Source organism: Streptomyces doebereineriae (assembly GCF_031845645.1).
Lineage (GTDB): Bacteria > Actinomycetota > Actinomycetes > Streptomycetales > Streptomycetaceae > Streptomyces > Streptomyces canus.
Map to the genome: position 1 here is coordinate 49,265 of NZ_JAVREZ010000008.1, position 22,229 is coordinate 71,493.

Here is a 22,229-nt window from a genome sequence, read left to right on the forward strand (position 1 = left end):
CGCCCTACGGCGATTACGGTCAAGTACGATCAAGCTACGCACAGTTAACAACAGATTAAGTCCCGCCCCCAGTTGAAAGGGGCGGGACACATGGGGCGAATGTAATCATCCGTCGGTTGCCGCACACCCTGCCGGAATCGCCCGGGACGCGTCCCGGATCAGGGCACGGTGCGCGGCCCTGACCCGCTCGACGTCCGGTTTGAGGACCTTGCGGTCGTAGGTGAGCAGCCCGTTCAGCTCACCCTCGACGTCCGAGATCTGGGTGTAGACAGCCCCGTTGCCGCCCCGGCAGGCCAGGGCCCGCACCTCGTCGAGCTTGGCCAGATAGTCGTCGGTGTAGGTCGCCGGATCGACGTCGACGTACGACTGCTGGACGGACCATGCGTGCCCGGGAACAGCGAGGCCCAGGCCGCCGTACTCACCGCTGACCAGGGCGCGTCCGCCGTCCGGGTGAGGTGGCAGGGCGGGACTGGGATAGCCGTGCTCGTCCATGATGTCGCCGGCGTTGCCGTCGGCGCCGAGGTTGAGACCCGACTGGTTGTTGACCAGCCGGGTCGGGTCCCAGGCCTTGGCCTGCTCGGCGATCCGGCCGATGTCGTACTGCCCCCAGCCCTCGTTGAAGGTCACCCACATGACGACCGACGGACTGCTGATGTGCTCGTCGATCATCTGCTTCATCTCGCGCTCGTACTCGGCGCGGGCGGCGGGACCCGGATTCACCCCCGCGGTCATCGCGGGCATGTCCTGCCACACCATCAGGCCCAGCCGGTCGGCCCAGTAGAACCAGCGGTCGGGCTCGACCTTGATGTGCTTGCGGACGGCGTTGAAGCCGAGCTTCTTGTGCACCTTCAGGTCGTAGGCCAGGGCTTCGTCGGTGGGCGCGGTGTGCAGGCCGTCGGGCCAGAAACCCTGGTCGAGGGTGGCCATCATGAAGACGGGCTCGCCGTTGAGGACCGTGCGCGGGGTGCCGTTGACGTTCTCGACGGCGATGGAGCGCATCCCGAAGTAGCTGCCGACGCGGTCGGCGCCGACGGTCACCTTCAGGCCGTAGAGGAACGGATCGTCGGGCGACCACAGGCGCGGGTTCGCGATGGTCAGGGTGAGCAGTCCGCCGGTGCGCCCGCGGGCCGTCGCGACCTTCCGCTTTCCTTCGTACGCCGTCGCCGTGATCGGTACGCCGTCCCGGACACCCTGTGCCTCGACCGTCAGCCGGTCGGCGGAGACGTCGGGGGTCAGTTTGAGGGAGCCGACGTGGTCGCGGGCGACCGGTTCCATCCAGACGGTCTGCCAGATCCCGGAGGACGGGGTGTACCAGATGCCGCTCGGGTCGAGACGCTGCTTGCCGAGGGGCGGGTTCTCGCCGTCGGCCGCATCGGTGGGGTCGTACACGCCGACGATCAGTTCCTGGGTGCGGCCGGGCTTCAGCGCGTCGGTGATGTCGGCGCTGAACTTGTCGTAGCCGCCGGCGTGTTCGGCGACCCTGGTCCCGTTGACGTACACCTCGGACCGCCAGTCGACCGCCCCGAAGTTGAGCTGGAGGCGCTTGCCGGAGCCGATGCGCCAGTCGGCCGGGACGGTGAAGGTGCGGCGGTACCACATGCGGTCCTCGTGCCGTTCCAGGCCGGAGAGCTGTGACTCCACGGGGTACGGGACGAGGATGCGCTCGGCCAGGTTCCTGCCCACCGGCGGCTGTTCACCTGCCTCCGCGGCGGCGAACTGCCAGCGGCCGTTGAGGCTCCGCCACGCGTCGCGGGTCAACTGCGGCCGCGGGTACTCGGGATGGGCGTTGTCCGGCTCCACCTCGTCGGCCCACTTCGTGCGCAGTTCGTACGTCGAGCGATTGGGCCCGCTGCTCCAGAACGCGCCGACAACGTTGCCATCAGCACTGGTGAGCCCGCCTTCGCCGTCGTAGCGGAGGTCGGCGGTGCCGCGCGCGGTGCCGGTCCTGTTGCCCACGACGGGTTCGGCGAGGGTGACGAGCAGGACACGGGGGTCTGCTGGGTCCCGTTTCGCCGTGCCCAGGGGCCACTTGGCGCCGCCGATCACGGCCTGGAGGTGGTCGGTGAGTGCGGCCGGAGGTGCGGCGAGGGGCTGGGCGAAGTCGAGCTTCAGGGTGCGGCCGGTGCCGAGCACGGTCGTCGCGACCGGGCCGTCGTAGTCGTAGCCCTCGGGCAGCCGGAACGCCGACTGCGGAACGGCCTGCTTGGTCCCGCCGGGCTGGACCCAGCGCAGGTGGAGGTTGGAGCCGCCGTAGTGCTCGAAGTACTCGACCTTGATGTCGTAGGACTCTCCGGCGGTCAACTCGACGGGCTGCGCGGTCTGTTCGCGGTCCCAGTCGTCGACCCAGTGGTCGATGAGGAGCTGTCCGCCGATCCAGAGGCGGAAGCCGTTGTCGCCGATGACCGAGAAGGTGTGCGGTCCGGAGGCCGTCGGCACCAGCCTGCCGGTCCAGCGGACGCTGACGTCGTCCGAACGGCCGGTCGCGGCGGCCAGCCGGGGCTCCAGGTTGTCGAAGTCGAGGTTCGGGTCGAAGGTGGTCGCCTTGAGCTCGTGGAAGTCGAAGGCGCCGGGGGCTGACTGCGTGTAGTACTCGCCCTTGAGGCCGCGGGCCTCGACGGGATCGTCGGCCAGGGCGGGGGCCGCGGTCAGACCGGCGAGGCCGAGGAGGGCGGCGAACAGTAACGCCAGCCGGGCTCTGAGACGGGTGATGTGCCTGCTGTGCACGGAAGCCTCCATAACAACGTTGTCATGGGCAGGAATTGGCATGACAACATGGATTCCGGCTTCCGTCCAGGGACATGACAAGTCTGCCCGCGCATGCCGTCGACGCCCCGCACGCGGACAATGGCAGAAGGACCCTCCCCTGCCGGAAGAAGGCGATGGAGATGCCGAAGGTCTCCCGCGACACGGCCACCCAGGGCGGCGACTACGGGTCGGTCGTCGACCGCTCCGAGGTGTTCGGCGAGTACACGGTCGACTTCCTGACGTTCCGCGAGGACGTCGACCACCGGCCGCTGCTCAAGGGGCTGCCCGACGACCGCTGCCAGTGCCCGCACTGGGGCTACGTTTTCCGGGGCGAACTCACCTTCCACTACGCGGACCACGACGAGGTGTACCACGAGGGCGACGCGTTCTACGCCCCCGCGGGACATGTGCCGGTCCACACCGAGCCGGGCAGCGAGTACCTGCAGATCAGCCCCTCGGACGAGCTGCGCCGGACCAGTGAAGTGATCATGAAGAACGTCACAGCCCAGCGGCCACAGGACTGAGCCGACCGCCGCTCAGGACACCAGCTGTCCCTTCCCGAGCGCGATCACCCCGCCCTTGGACACGGTGTACAGCTCCGCGTCCCGCTCCGGGTTCACGCCGATCGTCGCGCCCGGCGGGACCTCGACGTTCTTGTCGAGGACGGCGCCGCGGACCACCGCGCCACGCCCGATCTTGACGTTGTCGTGCAGCACCGAGCCCTGGACCACGGCCCCCGGGTCGACCAGCACACCGGGCGAGAGCACGGAGCGGGTGACCTGGCCGCGGATCAGGCAGCCCGCGCTGATGATGGACTCGCTGGCGATGCCACCCGAGTTGAAGCGGGCCGGGGAGAGCTGGCCGGAGTGGGTGTAGATGGGCCACTGCCGGTTGTAGAGGTTGAAGGCGGGGCGCTCGGCGATCAGGTCCATGTGGGCGTCGTAGTAGGCGTCCAGGGTTCCCACGTCACGCCAGTAGCCGCGGTCGCGGGTGGTCTCGCCGGGGACGTGGTTGGCACTGAAGTCGTAGAGCTGGGCCTCGCCGCGCTCGGTGAGCTGCGGCAGGATCGAGCCGCCCATGTCATGGACGGAGTGCTCGTCCTCGGAGTCCCGCTGGAGCGCCTCGATCAGTGCCTTGGTGGTGAAGATGTAGTTGCCCATCGAGGCGAACACGCTCTCCGGGTCGTCCGCCAGCCCCGGCGGGTCGGCGGGCTTCTCCAGGAAGCCTTCCACGGTGAGGCCGTCCGAGCCCGGGGAGATCACCCCGAACGACGGGGACTCGGAGCGTGGGACACGGATCCCGGCCACCGTCACGCCCGCGCCGGACTCGATGTGCTGCGCGAGCATCTGGCGCGGGTCCATGCGGTACACGTGGTCGGCGCCGAAGACCGCGACGTACTCGGGGCGCTCGTCGTAGAGCAGGTTCAGGGACTGCAGGATCGCGTCCGCGCTGCCCAGATACCAGCGCGGTCCGAGGCGCTGCTGGGCCGGCACCGGCGTGATGTAGTTGCCGAGCAGGCTCGACATCCGCCAGGTGGTCGTGATGTGCCGGTCGAGCGAGTGCGACTTGTACTGCGTGAGCACGCAGATGCGCAGGATGTCGCCGTTGACGAGGTTGGACAGGACGAAGTCGACCAGCCGATACGTCCCTCCGAAGGTGACCGCCGGTTTGGCGCGGTCCGTGGTCAAGGGCATCAGGCGTTTGCCTTCTCCGCCCGCGAGTACGATGCCGAGCACCGAAGGTCCGCCACGACGCATGGCCGCTCTCCTCACCCTGGTTTGACCCATCACTGCCCTTGCGAGGGGCCTAGTACGCCTGTTTGAGGATCTCCTCGTACAGCCGGACCGTGCGCCGAGCGACCGCGTCCCAGCCGAACTCGCCCACCGCGCGCTCCCGGCCCGCCTCGCCCATCCGCCGTGCCGTCGCCGGATCGCCGATCACGGAGTCGAGTGCCCGCGCGAGGGACGTCTCGAACGCGTCGTCCACGGTGACGAGCAGCCCGGTCCTGCCGTCGTCCACGACCTCGGGGATACCGCCGACCCGCGAGGCCACCACGGGAGTGCCGCAGGCCATCGCCTCCAGGTTGACGATGCCGAGGGGTTCGTACACCGAGGGGCAGACGAAGACGGCCGCGTGGGTCAGGAGCTGGATCACCTCGGGGCGCGGCAGCATCTGCGGGATCCAGTGGACGCCCTCGCGGACCCGGCTCAGCTCCTCGAAGAGCTCACGGAACTCACGGTCGATCTCGGGGGTGTCCGGCGCGCCCGCGCACAGCACGACCTGCGCGGCCGGATCGATGTCCCGGACCGCGCGCATCAGATGCGGCACGCCCTTCTGGCGGGTGATGCGTCCGACGAACAGCACGAACGGACGATCACGGTCCAGTCCGATCCGGTCCAGTACGTCGGTGCCGTGGTCGGGCCGGTACAGGGCGGTGTCGATGCCGTTGTGCACGATGTGGACCTTGGCCGGATCCAGCGCCGGGTAGCAGCCGAGGATGTCCTCACGCATGGCTCCCGACACGGCGATCACCGCGTCGGCGGTCTCGATCGCGGTGCGCTCGGCCCAGCTGGAGAGGGCGTATCCGCCGCCGAGCTGCTCGGCCTTCCAGGGGCGCAGGGGCTCCAGGGAGTGGGCGGTCATCACGTGCGGGATGCCGTGCAGCAGCTTGCCGAGGTGGCCGGCGAGGTTGGCGTACCAGGTGTGCGAGTGGACCAGTTCGCGGCCTTCGAGGCCCGCGGCCATGGAGAGGTCCACGGAGAAGGTGCGCAGCGCGTCGTTGGCGGCGTCGAGCGCGGACCAGGGCCGGTGCCGGATCACGCCCGCCGCTCTTTCCTTGGCGGACACCTCGCCCCAGCAGTGCACATCCAGGTCGACGAGGGACCTCAACTCCCGGGCGAGGAACTCGACATGGACACCGGCACCGCCGTACACGTCCGGCGGGTACTCCCGGGTCAGCAGGCCCACACGCACCCGGAACCCCCTGTCTCAGCGACGGCTTGGCTTTCATGGTCACCCAGATGCGCCGCGCGGGGAAGAGCGCGGGGCTCGTGTGAAGCAACAGTCACCACATACGCCACCTTCCGGCAACCGGTAGTACAGACAGCAGCTGCGGCGGCGGAAGGCGGTGCCGGTGAGCGTGCCGGTGCCGGTGAGGAGGGGGTGGGCGAGGAGTTCCGCGGCGAGGTCACGGGCGCGGGCGGAGAGGTCCGGACGGTGGCCCAGCTGACGGGCGGCGCCCGCGAGGGCCGAGGCGGCGTTGCCCCACAGCAGTCCGGTGGCGAGCCGGTACTCGGCGTGCAGCGCTGCCGTGAGCGGTTCCAGGTGGCCGTGCAGCACGATGTCGGCGATGGTCCCGGCATCGCCCGGCAACGGCTCCACGGCATCCAGCCACAGGTCGTCGGGGGCGCTCGCGTCGGGGTCCCAGTGCAGCCGCCGCGGCGACAGGTCGGGGATCCGGCCGTACAGGGCCGCGCAGCCCAGCGCCACCGACCACAGCCGGGCCGCGAGGCCCTGCTGGGCGATGGAGGCCGCGATCCGGGATTCGGGGGCGCGCAGGGCACCGGCGACCTTCCGGATACGAAAAGTCAGGGTATTTCCATAAACTTCCGACGCCTGGTGCTCGTAGACTTGTGCGAGGGTCGGCAGCGCCGGGCGCGCTGTTCCGGCAATGCCGCCGATCGTCCGTAGTGCGAAGAAGGCGCCGAGCGGTCGCAGCGCCGCGAGATCAGGGTCGAGGTCCACGACCAGCAGTAGTACCAAGGCCCGTAGGGGTACCCACCAGGGGGCCTCCACCCCGTGTCACCCGCCTTGGGGAGGACACGGACCCTTTTGTACTCCATCGGCAGTAGGACCCATTGCGTGCTCAGGTACGACGACGGGAAGAACTTTTCCCGGCATCGTGTTGGTCATGGAAGACGTTCGTTCGTCGCGCCGGGCAGCCAGCCCCCGCCTCACGCAGAGGAGCAGCTCATGAGTGCCCTCGCGTTGTCCGTGCTCCTCTCCCTCGTCTCCGCCGTCGCCTACGCGGGCGGAGCGATCGTGCAGGAGCAGGTCGCGGTGTCGCACCCGGACGAGCAGTACGCGCCGCTGCGCCGGCCGAGCTGGTGGGCGGCGGTCGCGCTGAACGGCCTCGGTGGACTGCTGCACGTGGTGGCGCTCGCCTACGGCCCCCTCAGCCTGGTCCAGCCGCTGGGCGCCCTGACGATCGTGTTCGCGCTGCCGATGGCCGCGCTGTTCGTCGGCCGCCGGGCCGGGGCCACCGCCTGGCGGGGCGCGATCATGGCGACGGTGGGTCTGGCCGGTCTGCTCTCCCTGGTCGGCGCGTCCGACGCACAGTCCCTCAGCACGGCACAGCGGGTGTTCGCCGGTCTGGTGACGGCCGCCGCGGTGGTCGCGCTGATGATCGCGGGCCGGGCCGCGCACCGGCACCCGGTGGTGCGCAGCATGCTGCTCGCGACCGCGTCCGGCATAGCGTTCGGTATGTCCTCGGTGTTCACCAAGACGGTCGCCGTCGACTGGAGCGGTGGCGTGTCGGGGGCGGACGTGCCCTCGCTGGCCGCGATCGGCGTCCTGGCGACGGCCGGGCTGATGCTGTCGCAGGCCTCCTACCGCGGCGCCGGTCTCGCGGCCCCGCTGGCGACGCTGACGGTTGTGAACCCGGTGGTGGCGGCAGCGGTCGGCATCACGATGTTCGGAGAAACCTTCCGCTACGGCACCACGGGCACCGCGCTCGCCCTGAGCTGCGGTGTGGTGGCGGGCGGCGGCCTGATCCTGCTGACGACGGAGCGGATCCAGCGCACCCACGCCGAGCCGGAGCCCACGGCGACCGTCGTCCCCGACGGCGGGGACGCGTTCGTCCCGGCACCCGCCGAGGAGCCGGCGACCGCGGTCCTGCGCGAGGGCGCACTCGTCGAGGAGATCGCCGCCCTGCGCGAGGAGATGCTCGTCCCGGCCCCCGCCACCCCGGCGGCCCCTGAGGCGGCACTGCCGGACGGCACCTCCGACGAGCTCCTGGAGAAGCTGGGCGACGAGCCCCCGGCGTACTACGGCCCCTTCTACGGTGCCGCGTACATCCCGGTGCCGGTCCTGGACCGGCACCGCACCCGTGTCAAATCCTGATCCCGCCGGCCCTGAGATACGCCACCGGGTCGACGTCGGCACCGAAGCCGGGCCCCGTCCGCACCTCGAAGTGCAGATGCGGGCCCGAGCTGTTGCCCGTGGAGCCCGAACGGCCGATGCGCTGCCCGCCGCCCACGCTCTGCCCGGACTTCACGGAGATCGCGGACAGGTGGGCGTACTGCGTGTAGCGGCCGTCGGCGTGCCGGATCACCACCTGGTAGCCGAAGGAGCCTCCCCACCCCGAGGTGACGACCTTCCCGGCCGCGACGGCCTTCACGGACGTCCCGGTGGGCACAGCGAAGTCGACGCCGGTGTGGTAGCCCTTCGACCAGGCGGAGCCGGCCTTGCGGTAGGGGGTTCCGAGGGAGGCGTTCACGGGGGCGACCAGGCCGGTGTCCGCGGCCTTCTCGGTCTTCTCCGCGGTGTCGGTGGAGGTCTTCTTCGTCGAGGTCCGGTCGGTGGTGGTGGTGGTCGTTCCGGCGGTGGCGCGCAGCTTGAGCCGCTGACCGGGCAGGATCAGGTCGGGGTCGGCACCGATGGTCCTTTGGTTGGCGGCGTACAGCCCCCGCCAGCCGCCCCGGACCTTCCGGGCGTCGGCGATCCGGGAGAGCGAGTCGCCGCGGACCACGGTGTACATCTCGGCGGTCCCGGCCCGCGACTGCGGGGTGGTCTGCGGCTGTACGTCCGGTACGGAGGCCGTCTTCTCGGTGAGGGGCCGGCCGCCCGGGGCGGAGCCGTCGCGGGTGAGCCCGGCCCGCACCGAGCACGCCGGCCAGGCGCCCGGTCCCTGTCCGTCCAGCACCTTCTCCGCCACGGCGATCTGCTGGTCCCTGGTGGCCAGATCCGCCCGTGCCGCGTACCGGGTGCCGCCGTAGGCCTCCCAGGTGGACTGGGTGAACTGGAGCCCGCCGTAGTAGCCGTTGCCGGTGTTGATGCTCCAGTTGTTGCTGGACTCGCACGCGGCGACCTTGTTCCAGGTGTCCACGTCGACCGCATGGGCGGTGCCGGTGCCGATGAGCGGGACCGCGATGCCGACGCCACCCGCGGTGACGGTGAGCGAGGCGCGGTTGATCCTGTTCGGCTGATACCGGCGGTGCCGGCCGCGTACGGCCATGAGGCCTCCCCCTACAACATGCGTCAGGAGGGGCAAAAGTAAGCGCCGCGAACAGGCCATGACAAGACGGCAACCAGCCGCGTAGGGGCGCGCGTCGGACCGGCGTCCCCGGCTGAACGAAACGAGGCGCCCGAACCGTATCCCTGGTGTGCGGACAGTCCCCCGACAGGCCAGGATGACCGGTGGACGATACTGACAAGCACGACCGGCAGCAGCGATCGATGACCTACGCGATCCACAGGATCTTTTGGGAGCAGGCGGTATGAGCACAACAGCGCAGATCGGCGTCACGGGCCTCGCGGTCATGGGCCGCAACCTGGCCCGCAACTTCGCCCGTAACGGCTATACGGTCGCCCTGCACAACCGGACCGCGTCGCGCACGCACGCCCTGGTCGAGGAGTTCGGCAGCGAGGGCGACTTCATCGCGGCCGAGACCGCCAAGGAGTTCGTGGCGGCGCTGGAGCGGCCGCGCCGACTGGTCATCATGGTGAAGGCCGGTGAGCCGACCGACGCGGTGATCCAGGAGTTCGCGCCGCTGCTCGAGCCCGGTGACATGATCATCGACGGCGGCAACGCGCACTTCGCGGACACCCGGCGCCGGGAGCGCGACCTGCGCGAGCAGGGCATCCACTTCGTCGGCATGGGCGTCTCCGGCGGCGAGGAGGGCGCGCTGCACGGACCGAGCATCATGCCGGGCGGCCCGAAGGAGTCGTACGACTCTCTCGGCCCGATGCTGGAGAAGATCTCCGCGAAGGCGGCGGACGGGGCGCCCTGTGTCACGCACGTCGGTCCTGACGGCGCCGGGCACTTCGTGAAGATGGTCCACAACGGCATCGAGTACGCCGACATGCAACTCATCGGCGAGGCGTACCAGTTGCTGCGGGACGTGGCCGGTTACTCCCCCGCCCAGATCGCCGACATCTTCCGCACCTGGAACACGGGCCGCCTGGACTCGTACCTGATCGAGATCACGGCCGAGGTGCTCTCCCACGTGGACGCGGCGACGGGCAAGCCGTTCGTGGACGTCGTGGTGGACGAGGCGGAGCAGAAGGGCACGGGCCGCTGGACCGTGCAGATCGCCCTGGACCTGGGTGTCCCGGTGTCGGGCATCGCGGAGGCGGTCTTCGCGCGGTCCCTGTCGGGTCACGCGGAGCTGCGGGAAGCCTCTCGCGGTCTCGCCGGGCCCAAGGCGTCCCCGTTGTCGGAGGCGGAGGCCGGGGCCTTCGCGGACCGTGTCGAGCAGGCGCTGTACGCCTCGAAGATCGTGTCGTACACGCAGGGCTTCCACGAGATCGCGGCCGCCCGTGAGGAGTACGACTGGGACATCGACCTGGGTGCCGTCTCGGCGATCTGGCGCGGCGGCTGCATCATCCGCGCGGCCTTCCTCGACCGCATCCGGTCCGCCTACGACACCCGCGCGGACCTGCCCAGCCTGCTCTCCGACGACACCTTCGCCCAGGAGATCGCCGACGCCCAGGACGACTGGCGCGAGGTCATCATCGCGGCGACGCGGCAGGGTGTCCCGACGCCCGGCTTCGCGGCGGCGCTGGCCTATTACGACGCACTGCGCGCCGAGCGGCTGCCCGCGGCGCTCACGCAGGGACAGCGGGACTTCTTCGGGGCGCACACGTACCGGCGCACGGACCGCGACGGTTCCTTCCACACGCTGTGGGGCGGAGACCGGTCCGAGGTGACGGGCTGAGCGTCGCCCTGACATGGAGGAGGGCCACCGTTCGGTGGCCCTCCTCCACTGTGTTCACGTGGGTCGCCGTCAGCTGAGCGGTGGCCCCGGTTCCGGGTTCGGTACCGGTTCGGGGCCCGGTGGCACCGGGGACGGCGACGGGTCGGGGACCGGGCCCGGACCTGGGCCCGGACCCGGAGTCGGGTCAGGGTCCGGGGGTGACGGGGGCTCCGGGGTGGGGCCCGGCGGCGTGGGGACCGGGCCGGGGCCCGGAGTGGGACCCGGTGGGACGGGGTCGGGGTACGGGTTGGTCATGGGGTCCTCCAGCCAGTCGGTGGACGTCGGCTCTGGACTACTCCCCCGCGTACCCGTGAGCTTTCCCGCCAGTCACCCACCCGCGTGACGGGCGTGGCCCGCGTGGGTGTGCTCGGGGTGCGGGCGGGGGGTCTCGACGTGCGGTGCGGCCCGTGCGGCGCGCGAGACCGGCGTGATCGGGGCCTCGGACCCGCCCGCTCAGAAGCCCTCGGGGTTGGCCACCAGCCATGCCCGCGCCGCGTGGAGCAGTTCCGGGTCGGCTGCCGGGGCCTCGTCGGGGTGGCGCTCGGCCCACTTGACGACGTACGGGCAGAGCGGGGCGACAGTGATGCCCTCGCGAGCCGCGATGGTGTAGAGCTCGCGGGCCAGGGAGCCCGCGATGCCCTGTCCCTCGTGGGCCGGTTCCACGATGGTGTGGACCGGGACCAGGGCGCGCGCCGGGGATTCGAGGACGAAGTACTGGATGTGGCCGACGACCTCGCCTCCCCCGGAACCGAGGGCCTCCAGCCGGCCGGCCTCTCGGTCGTCGCGGATCTCTATGTCGCTCATGGGCACGCTCCTGGTCCGAAGGTCGTCGAGCAGGGTCAGGCCGACACCGCCTGCGGGCTGCGCTCCTGGTCCGAACCCGGTACCGGCTCGGACGGGTCGCTCCCCAGCGCCACGATGCGGTTGTCGTGGTCCACGTGCACGACCCGCGGTACGAGCGCCCGCGCCTCGGCGTCGGTCACCTGAGCGTAGCTGATGATGATCACCAGATCTCCGGGGTGGACGAGATGGGCGGCGGCGCCGTTGATGCCGATCACGCCGGAGCCGCGCTCACCCTCGATGACATACGTCTCGAGGCGGGCGCCGTTGGTGATGTCGACGATGTGGACGAGCTCGCCGGGCAGCAGATCGGCGGCGTCGAGGAGCTCCGCGTCGATGGTCACCGATCCCACGTAGTGCAGGTCGGCCTGGGTGACGGTGGCTCGGTGGATCTTGGACTTGAATACTGTACGAAACATGGAGAATCTCCCGGTTTGCCTGCTCCCTGCCTGCGCGTATCAGGTCAAGGGCGATTCCCCGGAGGCTACATCGTTTCTCTTGTTCGGTCAGTGGCTGTGCCGTGATGCCGAATCGGGCCCTGGCCACCATGATCGGTCTAGAGGGCGAGCGTGCGGGCGGAAGCCGAGTCCGCCAACGTCATATCCGGGAGGGTCGTGATGTCGCAGGAGACAGCCACCGGAACGCGTACCGATCCCTTTCGGCCCAGTGCCGAAGCTTCGGTGAAATCCCGCTGTGGCGCGCGCATGTCGGAGGTCTCGTCGTGACCTCTCCGAGCCGTCCGGTCGAGCCTGACGGAAAGCCGCCTGCGACCGCCCCGGACCCGCTCTCACTCGTCCGCAGCCGTGGCTACCTGATTCTCCTCCTGATTGCGGCGGTTCTCGGCGTCCCCATCTCGGCGGCGGCCTTCGGTTTTCTCGCACTCGTCAACAAGCTCCAGTCGCTCACCTACACGGACCTGCCCCAGGCTCTGGGCTTCCACGGCACGCCCAATTGGTGGCCGGTGCCGCTGCTGGCCGTGGCCGGGCTCCTTGTGGGCCCGATCATCCGATACCTCCCCGGCAACGGTGGCCACGAGCCGGCCCGCGGGTTCGTGGCCTCGGGCCCGACCCCGACAGTCAATCTGCCTGGCGTGGCGCTCGCCGCGCTGGCCTCACTCGGCCTCGGGGCGGTCATCGGGCCGGAGGCCCCGCTCATCGCCCTGGGCAGCGGCCTCGCCGTGGCGGCACTGCGCCTGACGCGGAAGTCGTTCCCGAAGCAGGCGACCGCCCTCGTGGGAGCCTCCGGGAGTTTCGCCGCGATCAGCACCCTGCTCGGTTCACCGCTGCTCGGAGCATTCCTGCTGATGGAAATGTCCGGCTTTGGTGGAGCTGTACTCGGCGCCGTCCTGGTGCCCGGGTTGCTCGCCTCCGGCATTGGCGCGCTCATCTTCACCGGCCTGGACTCGTGGACCGGTTTGGGCACCTACTCGCTGACCCTGCCGGACGTCCCCCATGCCGCAACGCCGGATGCCGCCGGGTTCGGCTGGGCGCTCCTGATCGGGGCAGCGGCGGCTCTGCTCGGCGTCGGGATCCGGTGGCTGGCCCTCCATTTGCTGAAACTGGTCGAACCGCGACGGCTGACGGCCACCGTGCTCGCGGGTGTCATCGTCGGTGTGATCGCCTTGCTCTACGCGGAGTGGACCGGCCACCCGGCGTCGGGGCTCCTGTACTCCGGACAGAGCGCCCTCGGTCCCCTTCTTACCGCGAACGCGCAGTATTCGGCCGGCGCGCTCACGGTGCTCGTCGCCTGCAAGACAGTGGCCTACTGCGTGTCCATGGCAGCTTTCCGTGGTGGCCCGGTGTTCCCCGCCATGTTCGTCGGCGCAGCCGGCGGCATCGCACTCTCCCACCTGCCCGGACTCGGCGTGACCCCTGGGCTGGCGATGGGCGTGGGCGCGATGTCGGTGGCGATGCTCAAGTTGCCCATGACCTCTTTGTTGCTGGCCACCCTGCTTCTGGGCCGAGACGGACTTACCGTCATGCCGTTGGTGATCGTGGCGGTCGTGGTCTCCTACGTCTTCACCCTCAGGTTGACCCCACCACCGACCGCCGCACCCGCCACCGAGCAGAACGCGTCCGGGCCGCCGAGCAGGTGACCGTGGGAGGGCTACCGCAACGGGGGGCATGAAGGCGGTTGCGCTTGTGGTGACACTCCTACCTGCACGATGCCCCTCGGTGTCGGCGGCGCGCCCGTCGCCATCCCCTACCGGTGAGGACGGGACCGGCCGCCGATGCCCTGGCGGTCGGTCCACTGTGCGACGGCTCGGCGGTCCGGGTCCGGGAACGCCCGCTCCACCGACTGACCCAGTAGCTTCAACTGCGTTTCCACCGCGGGATGTTGCACTGCCGGGAGGCTCTCGAGGAGGCCGTCGAGCAGGGCGCGCAGGCGTCGGCAGATCTGCGTGGAGGTCGCCCCGTAGTCGCGGATCTCGGAGACGGCGAGTTGCAGGTAGTCCTCCCAGTCGCGTCCGTGCAGGACGAGACGAGGCCGGTCGCGGTCGTCGGTCATCACGTAGCGGTCCCGAAGTCGCGCACTGCCGATCACGGTGAGGAACGACTCGATGTGATTGAGCACCTGAACGGCTGTCGTGGGGTCGTTGACCGCCGGGGAGAGGGCACGGATGGCGATGTCCACGAGGATCCGCAGGGCGAAGGCGGGGTCCTGTTCGATGGTCCGTTCGGCGCCCAAGGCGATGAGACCGGTCACGTGCCGGGGATCGGGCGCGGTTGTACCGCCGTGGACCTCGACGAGGACGGCGCCGGGAGGGACGTAGTCTCCGATGAGGTGGGGCATGACGAACGTGCAGTCGTGGCCCACCCCGGCGGCCACCAGGCCGGCCAGGTCGAATGCCTGGATGGCCCCGCCGTGGGGAGAGCGGATGAGCGTCACCGGTCCGTGCGCCGTCACGGGTTCACCGTCCTGTGGCGCGGACGCGCCGACTTCCATGGCTCCGCGGGCGAAGACACCTTCTCCCATGCGCCCGACGAGGTCGGCGATGGCCACCGGTCTGAGGTTGTGCGTGAAGCGGTTGAGATAGACGAGCAGGAGCAGCAGGCTGACGGCCACAGCCGCGCCGGCGAGGGTGACCCCGAAGTCCGGTACCGAGTTCGACTCGATGCTGCGCAGCAGGGAGAAAGCGAATGCGAATGTCCCGGTGAAGGTGGCAAGGACGGTTTTCTGCAACCGGTCTCTGTACCAGAGGCGCATATACCGCGGGGACAGTGCTCCGGTCGCCTGTTGGATGACGAGCACACCGATCGTCACGACGAAACCGAGCAGGGCCACCATCGCCCCGACGATGGCACTGAGCACGCCACTCGCGGTGGTCGCGGAGTAACGCCAGCCGCTCGGCGGCCAGTCCACCCCGTCGGCGGCAATGGCCAATTCGGCGAGGACGACTCCCAGTGCCATTCCGAACAGCGGCGCGATCCACAAGCTGGCTTTCGCGTATTGTCGCAGCCGGAATACGGAGGCCCAGGACATCATGCTGCGCATGCCCGCACCCTTTCCCTCGCGGCAAGGTACAGCCACGGTAGGGCAATGAAAGGACGGGTGCAGGGCATGGCATCACCAGTGCGGCTGCTGGAATCGTTCAGCAGGACCGAGGGGACCTTTCTGCGTAGGCTGGACGGGTGAACCACGCACGACATCTGGTGCAGCGTTTCCGACCTCCGGCCGATGCCCGATAAACATCGCGGCCTCCGTCGGGCCGGTCCGGAGTTCACCCCTGGGTGAAAGCAGGCTCTTGATGAATGCATCCCCGTTGATCGAAAACCACGGCCTGATCGGTGATCTGCAGACGGCGGCTCTGGTGACCACTGACGGCACCATCGACTGGTTCTGCTGTCCGCGCTTCGATTCGCCCAGTGTGTTCGGCGCTCTACTGGACTGGGAAAAAGGCGGGCACTTCACTGTCCGGCCTGCCGGCACGACGTTCGCGACGAAGCAGTTGTACTTTCCCGATACGGCCATTCTCGTCACCCGCTTCATGACGGAGTCCGGCACGGGCGAAGTGGTCGATTTCATGCCGGTGACCGGAGCCGTCGCAACCGACCGCCATCGCCTCGTCCGCATGCTGCGGTGTGTGCGTGGCAGCATGACGTTCGAAGGGGACATCGCCCCCCGGTTCGACTACGGCCGCGCGCCTCACGAACTGCGCATCACGGAGCACGGCGCGGTGTTCACCTCGGAAGGACTGGAACTGGCGGTGCACGCCGTCCGCGAGCCGGAGGACGAGCGGCTGCTGAACCTGTTGTCGGGAGACAGCGACCTCCACTTCACTCTGCGCCTGCGGGCCGGACAGCAGCGCGGGGTCGTCCTGGAGTCGTCGCCCGATGGACCGCCCCATGAAATTCGCGTCGCGGAGTTCCAGCAGCTCTACGAGGAGACGATCCGCTTCTGGCGGTCATGGCTCGCCCAGTCCCGTTACTCGGGCCGGTGGCGCGAGGCGGTGGAACGCTCGGCGGTGACGCTGAAGCTCATGACCTATGCGCCGAGCGGGGCCCTGGTCGCGGCCCCCACCGCGGGCCTGCCGGAGCAGCTGGGCGGTGAGCGCAACTGGGACTACCGGTTCACCTGGATCCGGGATGCCTCCTTCTCGGTCTATGCCCTCCTGGGCCTGGGTTTCAAGGAGGAGGCGTCGGCGTTCATCAGCTGGCTGCGCGATCGCGTGCGGGAGGAGGTCGGGGCCGACGCCGACACGGGGCCCCTGAACATCATGTACCGGGTCGACGGCTCCTCCGACCTGGTGGAGGAGACTCTGGAGCACTGGGCGGGGTACGAGGGCTCCGCCCCCGTGCGCATCGGCAACGGGGCCGCGAGCCAGATGCAGTTGGACATCTATGGCGAGGCCCTGGACAGCATCTACTTCGCGCATCAGCACGGAATCCAGCTCGACACCAAGGGCTGGACCGCACTGCACACACTCCTCGACTGGCTCGTCGACCACTGGGACCAGCCCGGCGAGGGACTGTGGGAGACCCGCGGAGGACGCAAGGACTTCACCTACGGCCGGGTGATGTCCTGGGTCGCCTTCGACCGTGCCCTGCGGCTCTCCTCCGCGAGCGGACGTCCGGCAGCCCGTGGACGCTGGGCGACCGAACGGGACCGCGTCTACGAACAGGTACTGGCTCAGGGGTGGGATCCCAAGCGCGAGGCGTTCGTGCAGCACTACGGCAGCGATGTCCTGGACTCGTCGCTGCTGCGGATGCCGACGGTCGGCTTCATCACCCCGGACGACCCGATGTGGACGTCCACGCTGGAAGCGATGGACGGCGAGCTGGTCAGCGACAGCCTGGTCTACCGCTACAACCCCGAAGCGTCACCCGACGGACTGCGCGGCTCCGAAGGGACCTTCTCCTTGTGCACGTTCATGTACGTCGACGCCCTGGCACGGGCCGGGCGGATCGATCAGGCCAGGCTCGTCTTGGAGAAGATGCTCACGTACGCCAATCACCTGGGCCTGTACTCCGAGGAGATCGACCTGACAGGGCGACAGCTCGGGAATTTCCCGCAGGCTTTCACGCACCTCGCATTCATCGATGCCGCCATCACCTTGGACGCGCATCTGAACCAGGCGCGTGAGGGCGGGACAGCCCGAGAGCGGTCTCCTGGCAGGCTCACTGCGTAAAAGGGGCCGAGCCGAGCAGTACGACGCTGTCGCCTTCCCGCGGCGTGACCGGCTCGTCGCCGGTGACCGGTTCGAGTCGCCGGTCGGCCCGCACCACGAAGAGCGTGTCGTGGTCGGCGGGCACAGGGCTGGAGGCGGATTGGACGAGAAAGCGGGCTCCCGCCTCGTAACGCGCTGCCAGGGCGTGCCGGACGAGCGAACTGCCGAAGAGGATGGCGCCTCCGGTGTAGGGAGCGACGACGCCGTGGCTCTCGTGGGGCGGCCCGACCCGGTAGACAGAGCCCTCGACATTGTCCTGCATCACGACCGAGGCAAGGGCGTTGAAATCGTCGTCGTCGGTGGCCAGGAACACAGCTGTCACCCCTTCCAGCCGTGCCCCGGGGTTGGTGGCCGTGGCCAGCAGATCGCCCCTGGCCAACTGGATCCCCGCATCCTTGATTCGTTGCCGCTCCTGGTCGAGCCCCGCCCACATCAGCACGTCGAGTCCGGCGGAGCGCAGGGACCGCCCCATGTCGACGACCCACGGCTCGCCGCCCACCAGGAGGATGCGCGTGCCCGAAGGTTTGACGACGGCCAGCCGCCGGGCCACCGGGGCCGCGGTCAGCGCGTACAGCAGGACGGTTCCCACGATCACCAGGAAGGTGACCGGGAGGATCTTGGCGGCGCCGCTCTCCCCTCGGTCGACGAGGCTGGCGGAGAACGCCGACGCCGTGGCGGCGGCGACGATGCCGCGCGGAGCCATCCACCCGATGAAGGCCCGTTCTCCCGTGGTCAGGCCCGACTGTGCCGTCGCGGCGAAGGCGACAAGAGGGCGCACCACCAGTACGAGGATGGCGATGAGGACGAGGGCGGGGAGGAGTACAGGGACCAGGGAGGACGGGGTGACGGTCGTGGAGATGGAGACGAACAGCAAGCCGATGATCAGCTGGACCAGGGTCTCGAAGAAGGGCCGGCGAGCAGGCATGTCGAAGCCGCCGATGTTGGTGACGGCCAGGCCCGTGACGATCGCGGCGATGAGTCCCGTGTCGTCCCGGACGATGTCACAACCGGCGGAAACGACGATGACGGTCGCGAGCTGCGCCAGAGTGCCCAGCGTTTCCCCGAGCCGCAGGACGCGCAGCGTCCACCACAGCAGCGCCGCTCCCACTGCCCCGCCGATCAGACCGACGGCAAGGCTGATACCGAACTGGCCCAGCTGGTAGCCGCGGCCGATGTCGACCCGGTGGGACGTTGCGATGGCGTGGAAGGTCAGAGCGCCGAGAATGCCGCCGATCGGGTCGGTCAGTGTTCCTTCCCAGATGAGGATGCGTCGCACCTTGTCGTTCGGCCGCACGTAGTCGAGCAGTGGACCGACGACCGTCGGTCCGGAGACGACGAGGATCATGCCGAGCATCGCGGCCACCCGGAGCGGCATGTCGAACAGGGCGGGCCCCACCGCGCCGGTGACGAGAAACGTCACCAGTACCCCGAACACCAGCAGTCTGCCCACGATCCACCGCGTGCGACCGGTCAGGTTGCGCAGGTTGAGCCCCAGACCGGCGTCGTAGAGGATCACCGCCACGGCCAGGGACACCAGGGCGGAGAAGTTCGCCCCCATCAGCTTGTCGGGGTGGACGACATCGGTGAGGGCGCCGGCGGTGAATCCGGCGGGCAGCAGCACGATCAGGGCGGGAACGCGCAGTTTGCCGGCCAGGACCTGTGAGCCGGTGGCGAGTACCACGGTCAGCGCGAGTCCGAAGAGGATCTCGTCGTCGGTCACAGCTGCTTCCTCCGTCGAAGTCCGGGCGCCATGGGGGATCTGGCCGGGGTTTGTGCGGTCAGCCGGTGTCTGCCGCCAGTTACCGCCCGGGCCGGCACGGCGGGTACGCGCCTGCTCCGTCGGGCACGGTCAGCGAAACCTGAACGAGACAGGGCGGGCGCTGGGCCGTGCCACGGACAGTGGAGGCGACGACTTCAACGGCCGCCAGGCCAAGGCGCCTCGTCCGTGCCGCGCATCGAATCCGCCGGCGTCCGCAGCGAGATGCGCCGCGCCGGGCAGGGTCGCGCTCGTGATGGGGACCCGCCCGAAGCCGAGGCCCCGGCAGTGAGAGCCGACGGCATCGGTGCCGGCCCGGCCGGGCCCGGAGGCGGTGCCCATGTCCGACCTCGTGCCGATGACCAGGGCCGCCCACCCTTTCGGCAGACGCACCGACTCCGGCCCCGGCCGTGCGCCCGCGGTGGAATCCGCCATGCTCTGCCTCCTCGCTGCGCGGCTCCGGTTCCGCCTGGCCGCAGCCGGCCTGGCACGGGGGTCACGCAATCACCGGCCTCGCCGCGCCGCCTGTCCGGCCAGCCGCCGTTGGGCCGTTGAGCGGAGCATCTTCCCCCGGTCGGACCAGTGGTGGTCTGCGCGACGAGGATCACCAGCCGTGGCCGGCGTTCGGGCAGGAAGCGGTGCACCGGGGCGGGTGCCCCTGGACCAGACCGCGGAGGACTGCACCGCAGGCAGCAGGCCGGGCCTGTCAGGTCGACGTATGGCTCAGAGCCGGCCCCGCCAGGAACACCCCGCCGTTCCCCCGACCGGTACCGGGAAGCTGAGCACGGCGCCGGAGGTCGCGGTCGGGTTTCTCACCCCGTAGCGGGCCGTGGTGACGAAGAGGCGGTTGTCGTCGGGGGGCAGGCACACCGACGTGGGGTGTGGGGCGGGGACGGCAAGGGTGTGGAGGAGGTGGCCGTCGGGGTGGTAGCGGCGGACCACCCCGGTGCCCCACAGCGCGACCCACAGACAGCCCTCCGCGTCGACGGTCATTCCGTCGGGGCTGCCTTCGTCGTCACGCAGTTGGGCGAAGGTTTCCGGGCCGCCCAGGACATCGCCCGAGAGTGGGTCGATCCGGCAGCGCAGGACGGTTCCGGCGGCCGTGTCGGCGAGGTACATGGTGGTGCCGTCCGCCGTGAACGCCGGGCCGTTGGCGATGGTGAGGCCGTCGAGGACGCGTACCACCGTGCCGTCGGACTCCGTGCGGTACAACGAACCCGCACCAGGGGTGCCGTCGTAGGCCATGCTGCCCGCCCAGAAGCGACCCGCGGGGTCGGCGACGCCGTCGTTCATGCGGCTGGGGAACGGGCTGCGGTCCTCCGGTCGGTCCAGCCAGTCCAAGGCGCCGTCGGGGCTGAGCAGCGCGATGCCGGTTCCCGCGGCGGCGATCCAGGTGTCCGGTCGGCCGTACACCGGCGCGACGGCGCCCAACGGTACGTCGAGACAGGCGAGTCGGGTCGGCCCGGTGTCGTCGCGCAGTTCGAAGAGCCGGCCGCTGAGGATGTCGACGTACACGTACCGGCCGTCGAACCAGCGGCCGCCCTCGGCGAGTTCGTACCCCCCATCGACGACGACCGTCGCGGGCGCTGCCGTTGATGCCACGTTCGGTCTCCCCTGCTCAGCGAATCGTCGTGCCGTCGGGCTGGTCGAACAGCCCGAGTTCGTCCCGCGTCGGGAGGCCCTCCCAGTCGCCCCGGGTGGCGACGGCGAAGGCCGCGGTGGTGACGGCCCGGTGCAGCCGGGCCGGTATGTCCGCACCGTCGAGGAGTCCGGACAGGTATCCGGCCACGAAGGCGTCGCCCGCGCCGACCAGGTCGACGGCGTCGACCTGGCGCGCCGCGCGGTCGGTCGCCCCGTCGGCGGTGACGCTGGTCGCGCCGCGCGCGCCGCGCTTGACGACCACCTCGGTGACGCCTGCGGCCAGGATGCCCTTCACGGCCTCGGATTCGTCCGCGCCGGGTTGCTCCAGTACCAGCGGCAGTTCGTCCTCGGACGCAATGAGCAGGTCGGTGTGGTCCAGCAGCGGCCTCAGGGCCGTGCGGGCACGGTCGGTGGACCACAGCCGGGAGCGGTAGTTGACGTCGAGGCACACGGTGATGCCGGCCTCGCGAGCGGTGGTGGCGGCAGCCAGGACGGCTTCGGCGGCCGACGGGCTGAGCGCCGGTGTGATGCCGGTCAGATGCAGGATGCGGGCGCCGGAGGTCAGGGCCGGCAGCACGTCGGCCGGCGAGACCGCCGAACCGGCGGAACCCGCGCGGTAGTAGCTGACGCGGGTCAGGGTGCCCAGGCGGGGTTCGGTGAGCAGCAGGCCCGTGGGCCGGTCGGTGTCGTCGGTGGCCGCGTGGTCGATGTCGACGCCCTCGGCGCGCAGGGTGCGCAGGACCAGCGCGCCGAGTTCGTCCGCGCCGACCCGGCCCGCCCAGCGCACTCGGTGTCCGAGCCGGGCGAGGCCGATGGCGACGTTGGACTCGGCTCCCGCGACGGACAGGCCGAGGCCGCCGCCGAGCCGCAGCGCGCCTTGGGCCCGAAGTGCGGCCATGGTCTCGCCGAAGGTCACGACCTCGGGTGCGGCGGGGGTCGTCATGTCGTCTCCCCCGCGGCCACCTCGCGGAACTCGGCCGCCCGGGCGCGGAGTCCGGCGAGGTCGCCACCGTCGGCCGCGTCTCCCACGAGGGGTGAGCCGACGCCCACGGCGAGGGCACCCCGGTCCAGGTAGTCGCGTGCGGCCTGCGCGTCCACTCCGCCGACGGGAACGAAGGGCACCTCGGGGAAGGGATCCCGCAGAGCGCGCAGATAGCCGGGCCCGCCGAGCGAGCCGGGGAAGAGTTTGATCGCGTCGGCGCCCCGTGCGAGGGCCTGTTCGATCTCGCTCGGGGTCAGGGCCCCCATCAGCACGGGTACGCCGTACGACGCCGGCCCGTCGACCAGTGCAGGGGTGACGAGGTAGGACGCGCCGGCGTCCACGGCGCGTGCGGCGTCCTCGGCCGTGCGCACGGTTCCGGCGCCGAGGAGTGCGTCGGGGCCGAGTTCGGCGCGGGCCTGCCTGATGACGGTCAGGGCGTCGGCGGTGGTCAGCGAGACCTCGACGGCCGTGACGCCCTCCTCGGCGAGGGTGCATACGGTGCGCAGGGCGGCGGCGGGATCCTTGCCGCGTACGATCGCCAACAGGCGCTGGGCGCCGAGCGATTCCACCAGGTTCATGGGAGCGGGCTCTCCTTGGGTTCGGGGTGCGGGGGCCTGAGGG

At 70.2% G+C, this 22,229-nt stretch carries 18 protein-coding genes; 5 read left to right on the top strand and 13 right to left on the bottom strand.

The features are described from left to right. Positions 1-105 precede the first annotated feature (105 nt). Positions 106-2,724 (bottom strand): PA14 domain-containing protein, encoded by a 2,619-nt coding sequence (locus RNB18_RS23455; RefSeq protein ID WP_311716072.1) that lies wholly within the window; start codon positions 2,722-2,724, stop codon positions 106-108. A 74-nt stretch (positions 2,725-2,798) separates the two neighbouring features. On the opposite strand from RNB18_RS23455, the gene RNB18_RS23460 reads away from it, so the two are divergent. After that, complete coding sequence (locus RNB18_RS23460) at positions 2,799-3,269, top strand: cupin domain-containing protein (protein ID WP_311716073.1); 471 nt, start codon at positions 2,799-2,801, stop codon at positions 3,267-3,269. 12 nt (positions 3,270-3,281) lie between these two features. On the opposite strand, the gene glgC is transcribed toward RNB18_RS23460, so the two are convergent. The 3 genes from glgC to RNB18_RS23475 are packed head-to-tail and all read right to left on the bottom strand — an operon-like array spanning position 3,282 to position 6,489. Next, complete coding sequence (glgC, locus tag RNB18_RS23465) at positions 3,282-4,502, bottom strand: glucose-1-phosphate adenylyltransferase (protein WP_311716074.1); 1,221 nt, start codon at positions 4,500-4,502, stop codon at positions 3,282-3,284. Between the two features lie 49 nt (positions 4,503-4,551). Beyond that, a complete protein-coding gene (gene glgA, locus RNB18_RS23470; RefSeq protein ID WP_311716075.1) occupies positions 4,552-5,718 on the bottom strand; it encodes a glycogen synthase in 1,167 nt (388 codons plus the stop codon). 39 nt (positions 5,719-5,757) lie between these two features. Further along, positions 5,758-6,489 (bottom strand): IucA/IucC family C-terminal-domain containing protein, encoded by a 732-nt coding sequence (locus RNB18_RS23475; RefSeq protein WP_311716076.1) that lies wholly within the window; start codon positions 6,487-6,489, stop codon positions 5,758-5,760. 228 nt (positions 6,490-6,717) lie between these two features. Here RNB18_RS23475 and RNB18_RS23480 point away from each other — a divergent pair, with 228 nt between their 5' ends. After that, positions 6,718-7,866 (top strand): DMT family transporter, encoded by a 1,149-nt coding sequence (locus RNB18_RS23480; protein ID WP_311716077.1) that lies wholly within the window; start codon positions 6,718-6,720, stop codon positions 7,864-7,866. On the opposite strand, the gene RNB18_RS23485 is transcribed toward RNB18_RS23480, so the two are convergent. Further along, complete coding sequence (locus RNB18_RS23485) at positions 7,856-8,980, bottom strand: transglycosylase family protein (protein ID WP_311716078.1); 1,125 nt, start codon at positions 8,978-8,980, stop codon at positions 7,856-7,858. The two genes, RNB18_RS23480 and RNB18_RS23485, sit on opposite strands and share 11 nt — an antisense overlap. A gap of 262 nt (positions 8,981-9,242) precedes the next feature. Between RNB18_RS23485 and gndA the strand changes: the two genes are divergently transcribed. Then, positions 9,243-10,682: an NADP-dependent phosphogluconate dehydrogenase gene (gene gndA / locus RNB18_RS23490; RefSeq protein ID WP_311716079.1), complete on the top strand. Its 1,440-nt coding sequence runs from the start codon at positions 9,243-9,245 to the stop codon at positions 10,680-10,682. A gap of 492 nt (positions 10,683-11,174) precedes the next feature. Here gndA and RNB18_RS23495 read toward each other — a convergent pair whose 3' ends face one another. Next, entirely contained in the window at positions 11,175-11,525 is a 351-nt protein-coding gene (locus RNB18_RS23495; protein WP_311716080.1) for a GNAT family N-acetyltransferase, read from the bottom strand. A gap of 35 nt (positions 11,526-11,560) precedes the next feature. Then, positions 11,561-11,980 (bottom strand): aspartate 1-decarboxylase, encoded by a 420-nt coding sequence (gene panD / locus RNB18_RS23500; RefSeq protein WP_311716081.1) that lies wholly within the window; start codon positions 11,978-11,980, stop codon positions 11,561-11,563. Positions 11,981-12,282: 302 nt separating this feature from the next. On the opposite strand from panD, the gene RNB18_RS23505 reads away from it, so the two are divergent. Next, positions 12,283-13,656 carry a chloride channel protein gene (locus RNB18_RS23505; protein WP_311716082.1) on the top strand — a complete coding sequence of 458 codons (1,374 nt, stop codon included), beginning with the start codon at positions 12,283-12,285 and terminating at the stop codon, positions 13,654-13,656. A 107-nt stretch (positions 13,657-13,763) separates the two neighbouring features. On the opposite strand, the gene RNB18_RS23510 is transcribed toward RNB18_RS23505, so the two are convergent. Then, on the bottom strand, positions 13,764-15,056 hold the full coding sequence (locus RNB18_RS23510) for a DUF2254 domain-containing protein (RefSeq protein WP_311716083.1): 1,293 nt from the start codon (positions 15,054-15,056) through the stop codon (positions 13,764-13,766). A 253-nt stretch (positions 15,057-15,309) separates the two neighbouring features. On the opposite strand from RNB18_RS23510, the gene RNB18_RS23515 reads away from it, so the two are divergent. Further along, positions 15,310-17,190 (top strand): glycoside hydrolase family 15 protein, encoded by a 1,881-nt coding sequence (locus tag RNB18_RS23515; protein ID WP_311716084.1) that lies wholly within the window; start codon positions 15,310-15,312, stop codon positions 17,188-17,190. On the opposite strand, the gene RNB18_RS23520 is transcribed toward RNB18_RS23515, so the two are convergent. The 5 genes from RNB18_RS23520 to RNB18_RS23540 form a co-directional block, all read right to left on the bottom strand. Then, positions 17,180-18,949, bottom strand: a complete 1,770-nt coding sequence (locus RNB18_RS23520; RefSeq protein WP_311716085.1) for a cation:proton antiporter — start codon at positions 18,947-18,949, stop codon at positions 17,180-17,182. The genes RNB18_RS23515 and RNB18_RS23520 overlap by 11 nt on opposite strands. Before the next feature lie 129 nt (positions 18,950-19,078). Then, positions 19,079-19,420 (bottom strand): hypothetical protein, encoded by a 342-nt coding sequence (locus RNB18_RS23525; protein ID WP_311716086.1) that lies wholly within the window; start codon positions 19,418-19,420, stop codon positions 19,079-19,081. 288 nt (positions 19,421-19,708) lie between these two features. Beyond that, a complete protein-coding gene (locus RNB18_RS23530; protein ID WP_311716087.1) occupies positions 19,709-20,587 on the bottom strand; it encodes an SMP-30/gluconolactonase/LRE family protein in 879 nt (292 codons plus the stop codon). A 16-nt stretch (positions 20,588-20,603) separates the two neighbouring features. Next, a complete protein-coding gene (locus RNB18_RS23535) occupies positions 20,604-21,569 on the bottom strand; it encodes a sugar kinase (protein ID WP_311716088.1) in 966 nt (321 codons plus the stop codon). Continuing rightward, complete coding sequence (locus RNB18_RS23540) at positions 21,566-22,186, bottom strand: bifunctional 4-hydroxy-2-oxoglutarate aldolase/2-dehydro-3-deoxy-phosphogluconate aldolase (RefSeq protein ID WP_311716089.1); 621 nt, start codon at positions 22,184-22,186, stop codon at positions 21,566-21,568. The genes RNB18_RS23535 and RNB18_RS23540 overlap by 4 nt, the downstream gene beginning before the upstream one ends. Between the last annotated feature and the right edge of the window lie 43 nt (positions 22,187-22,229).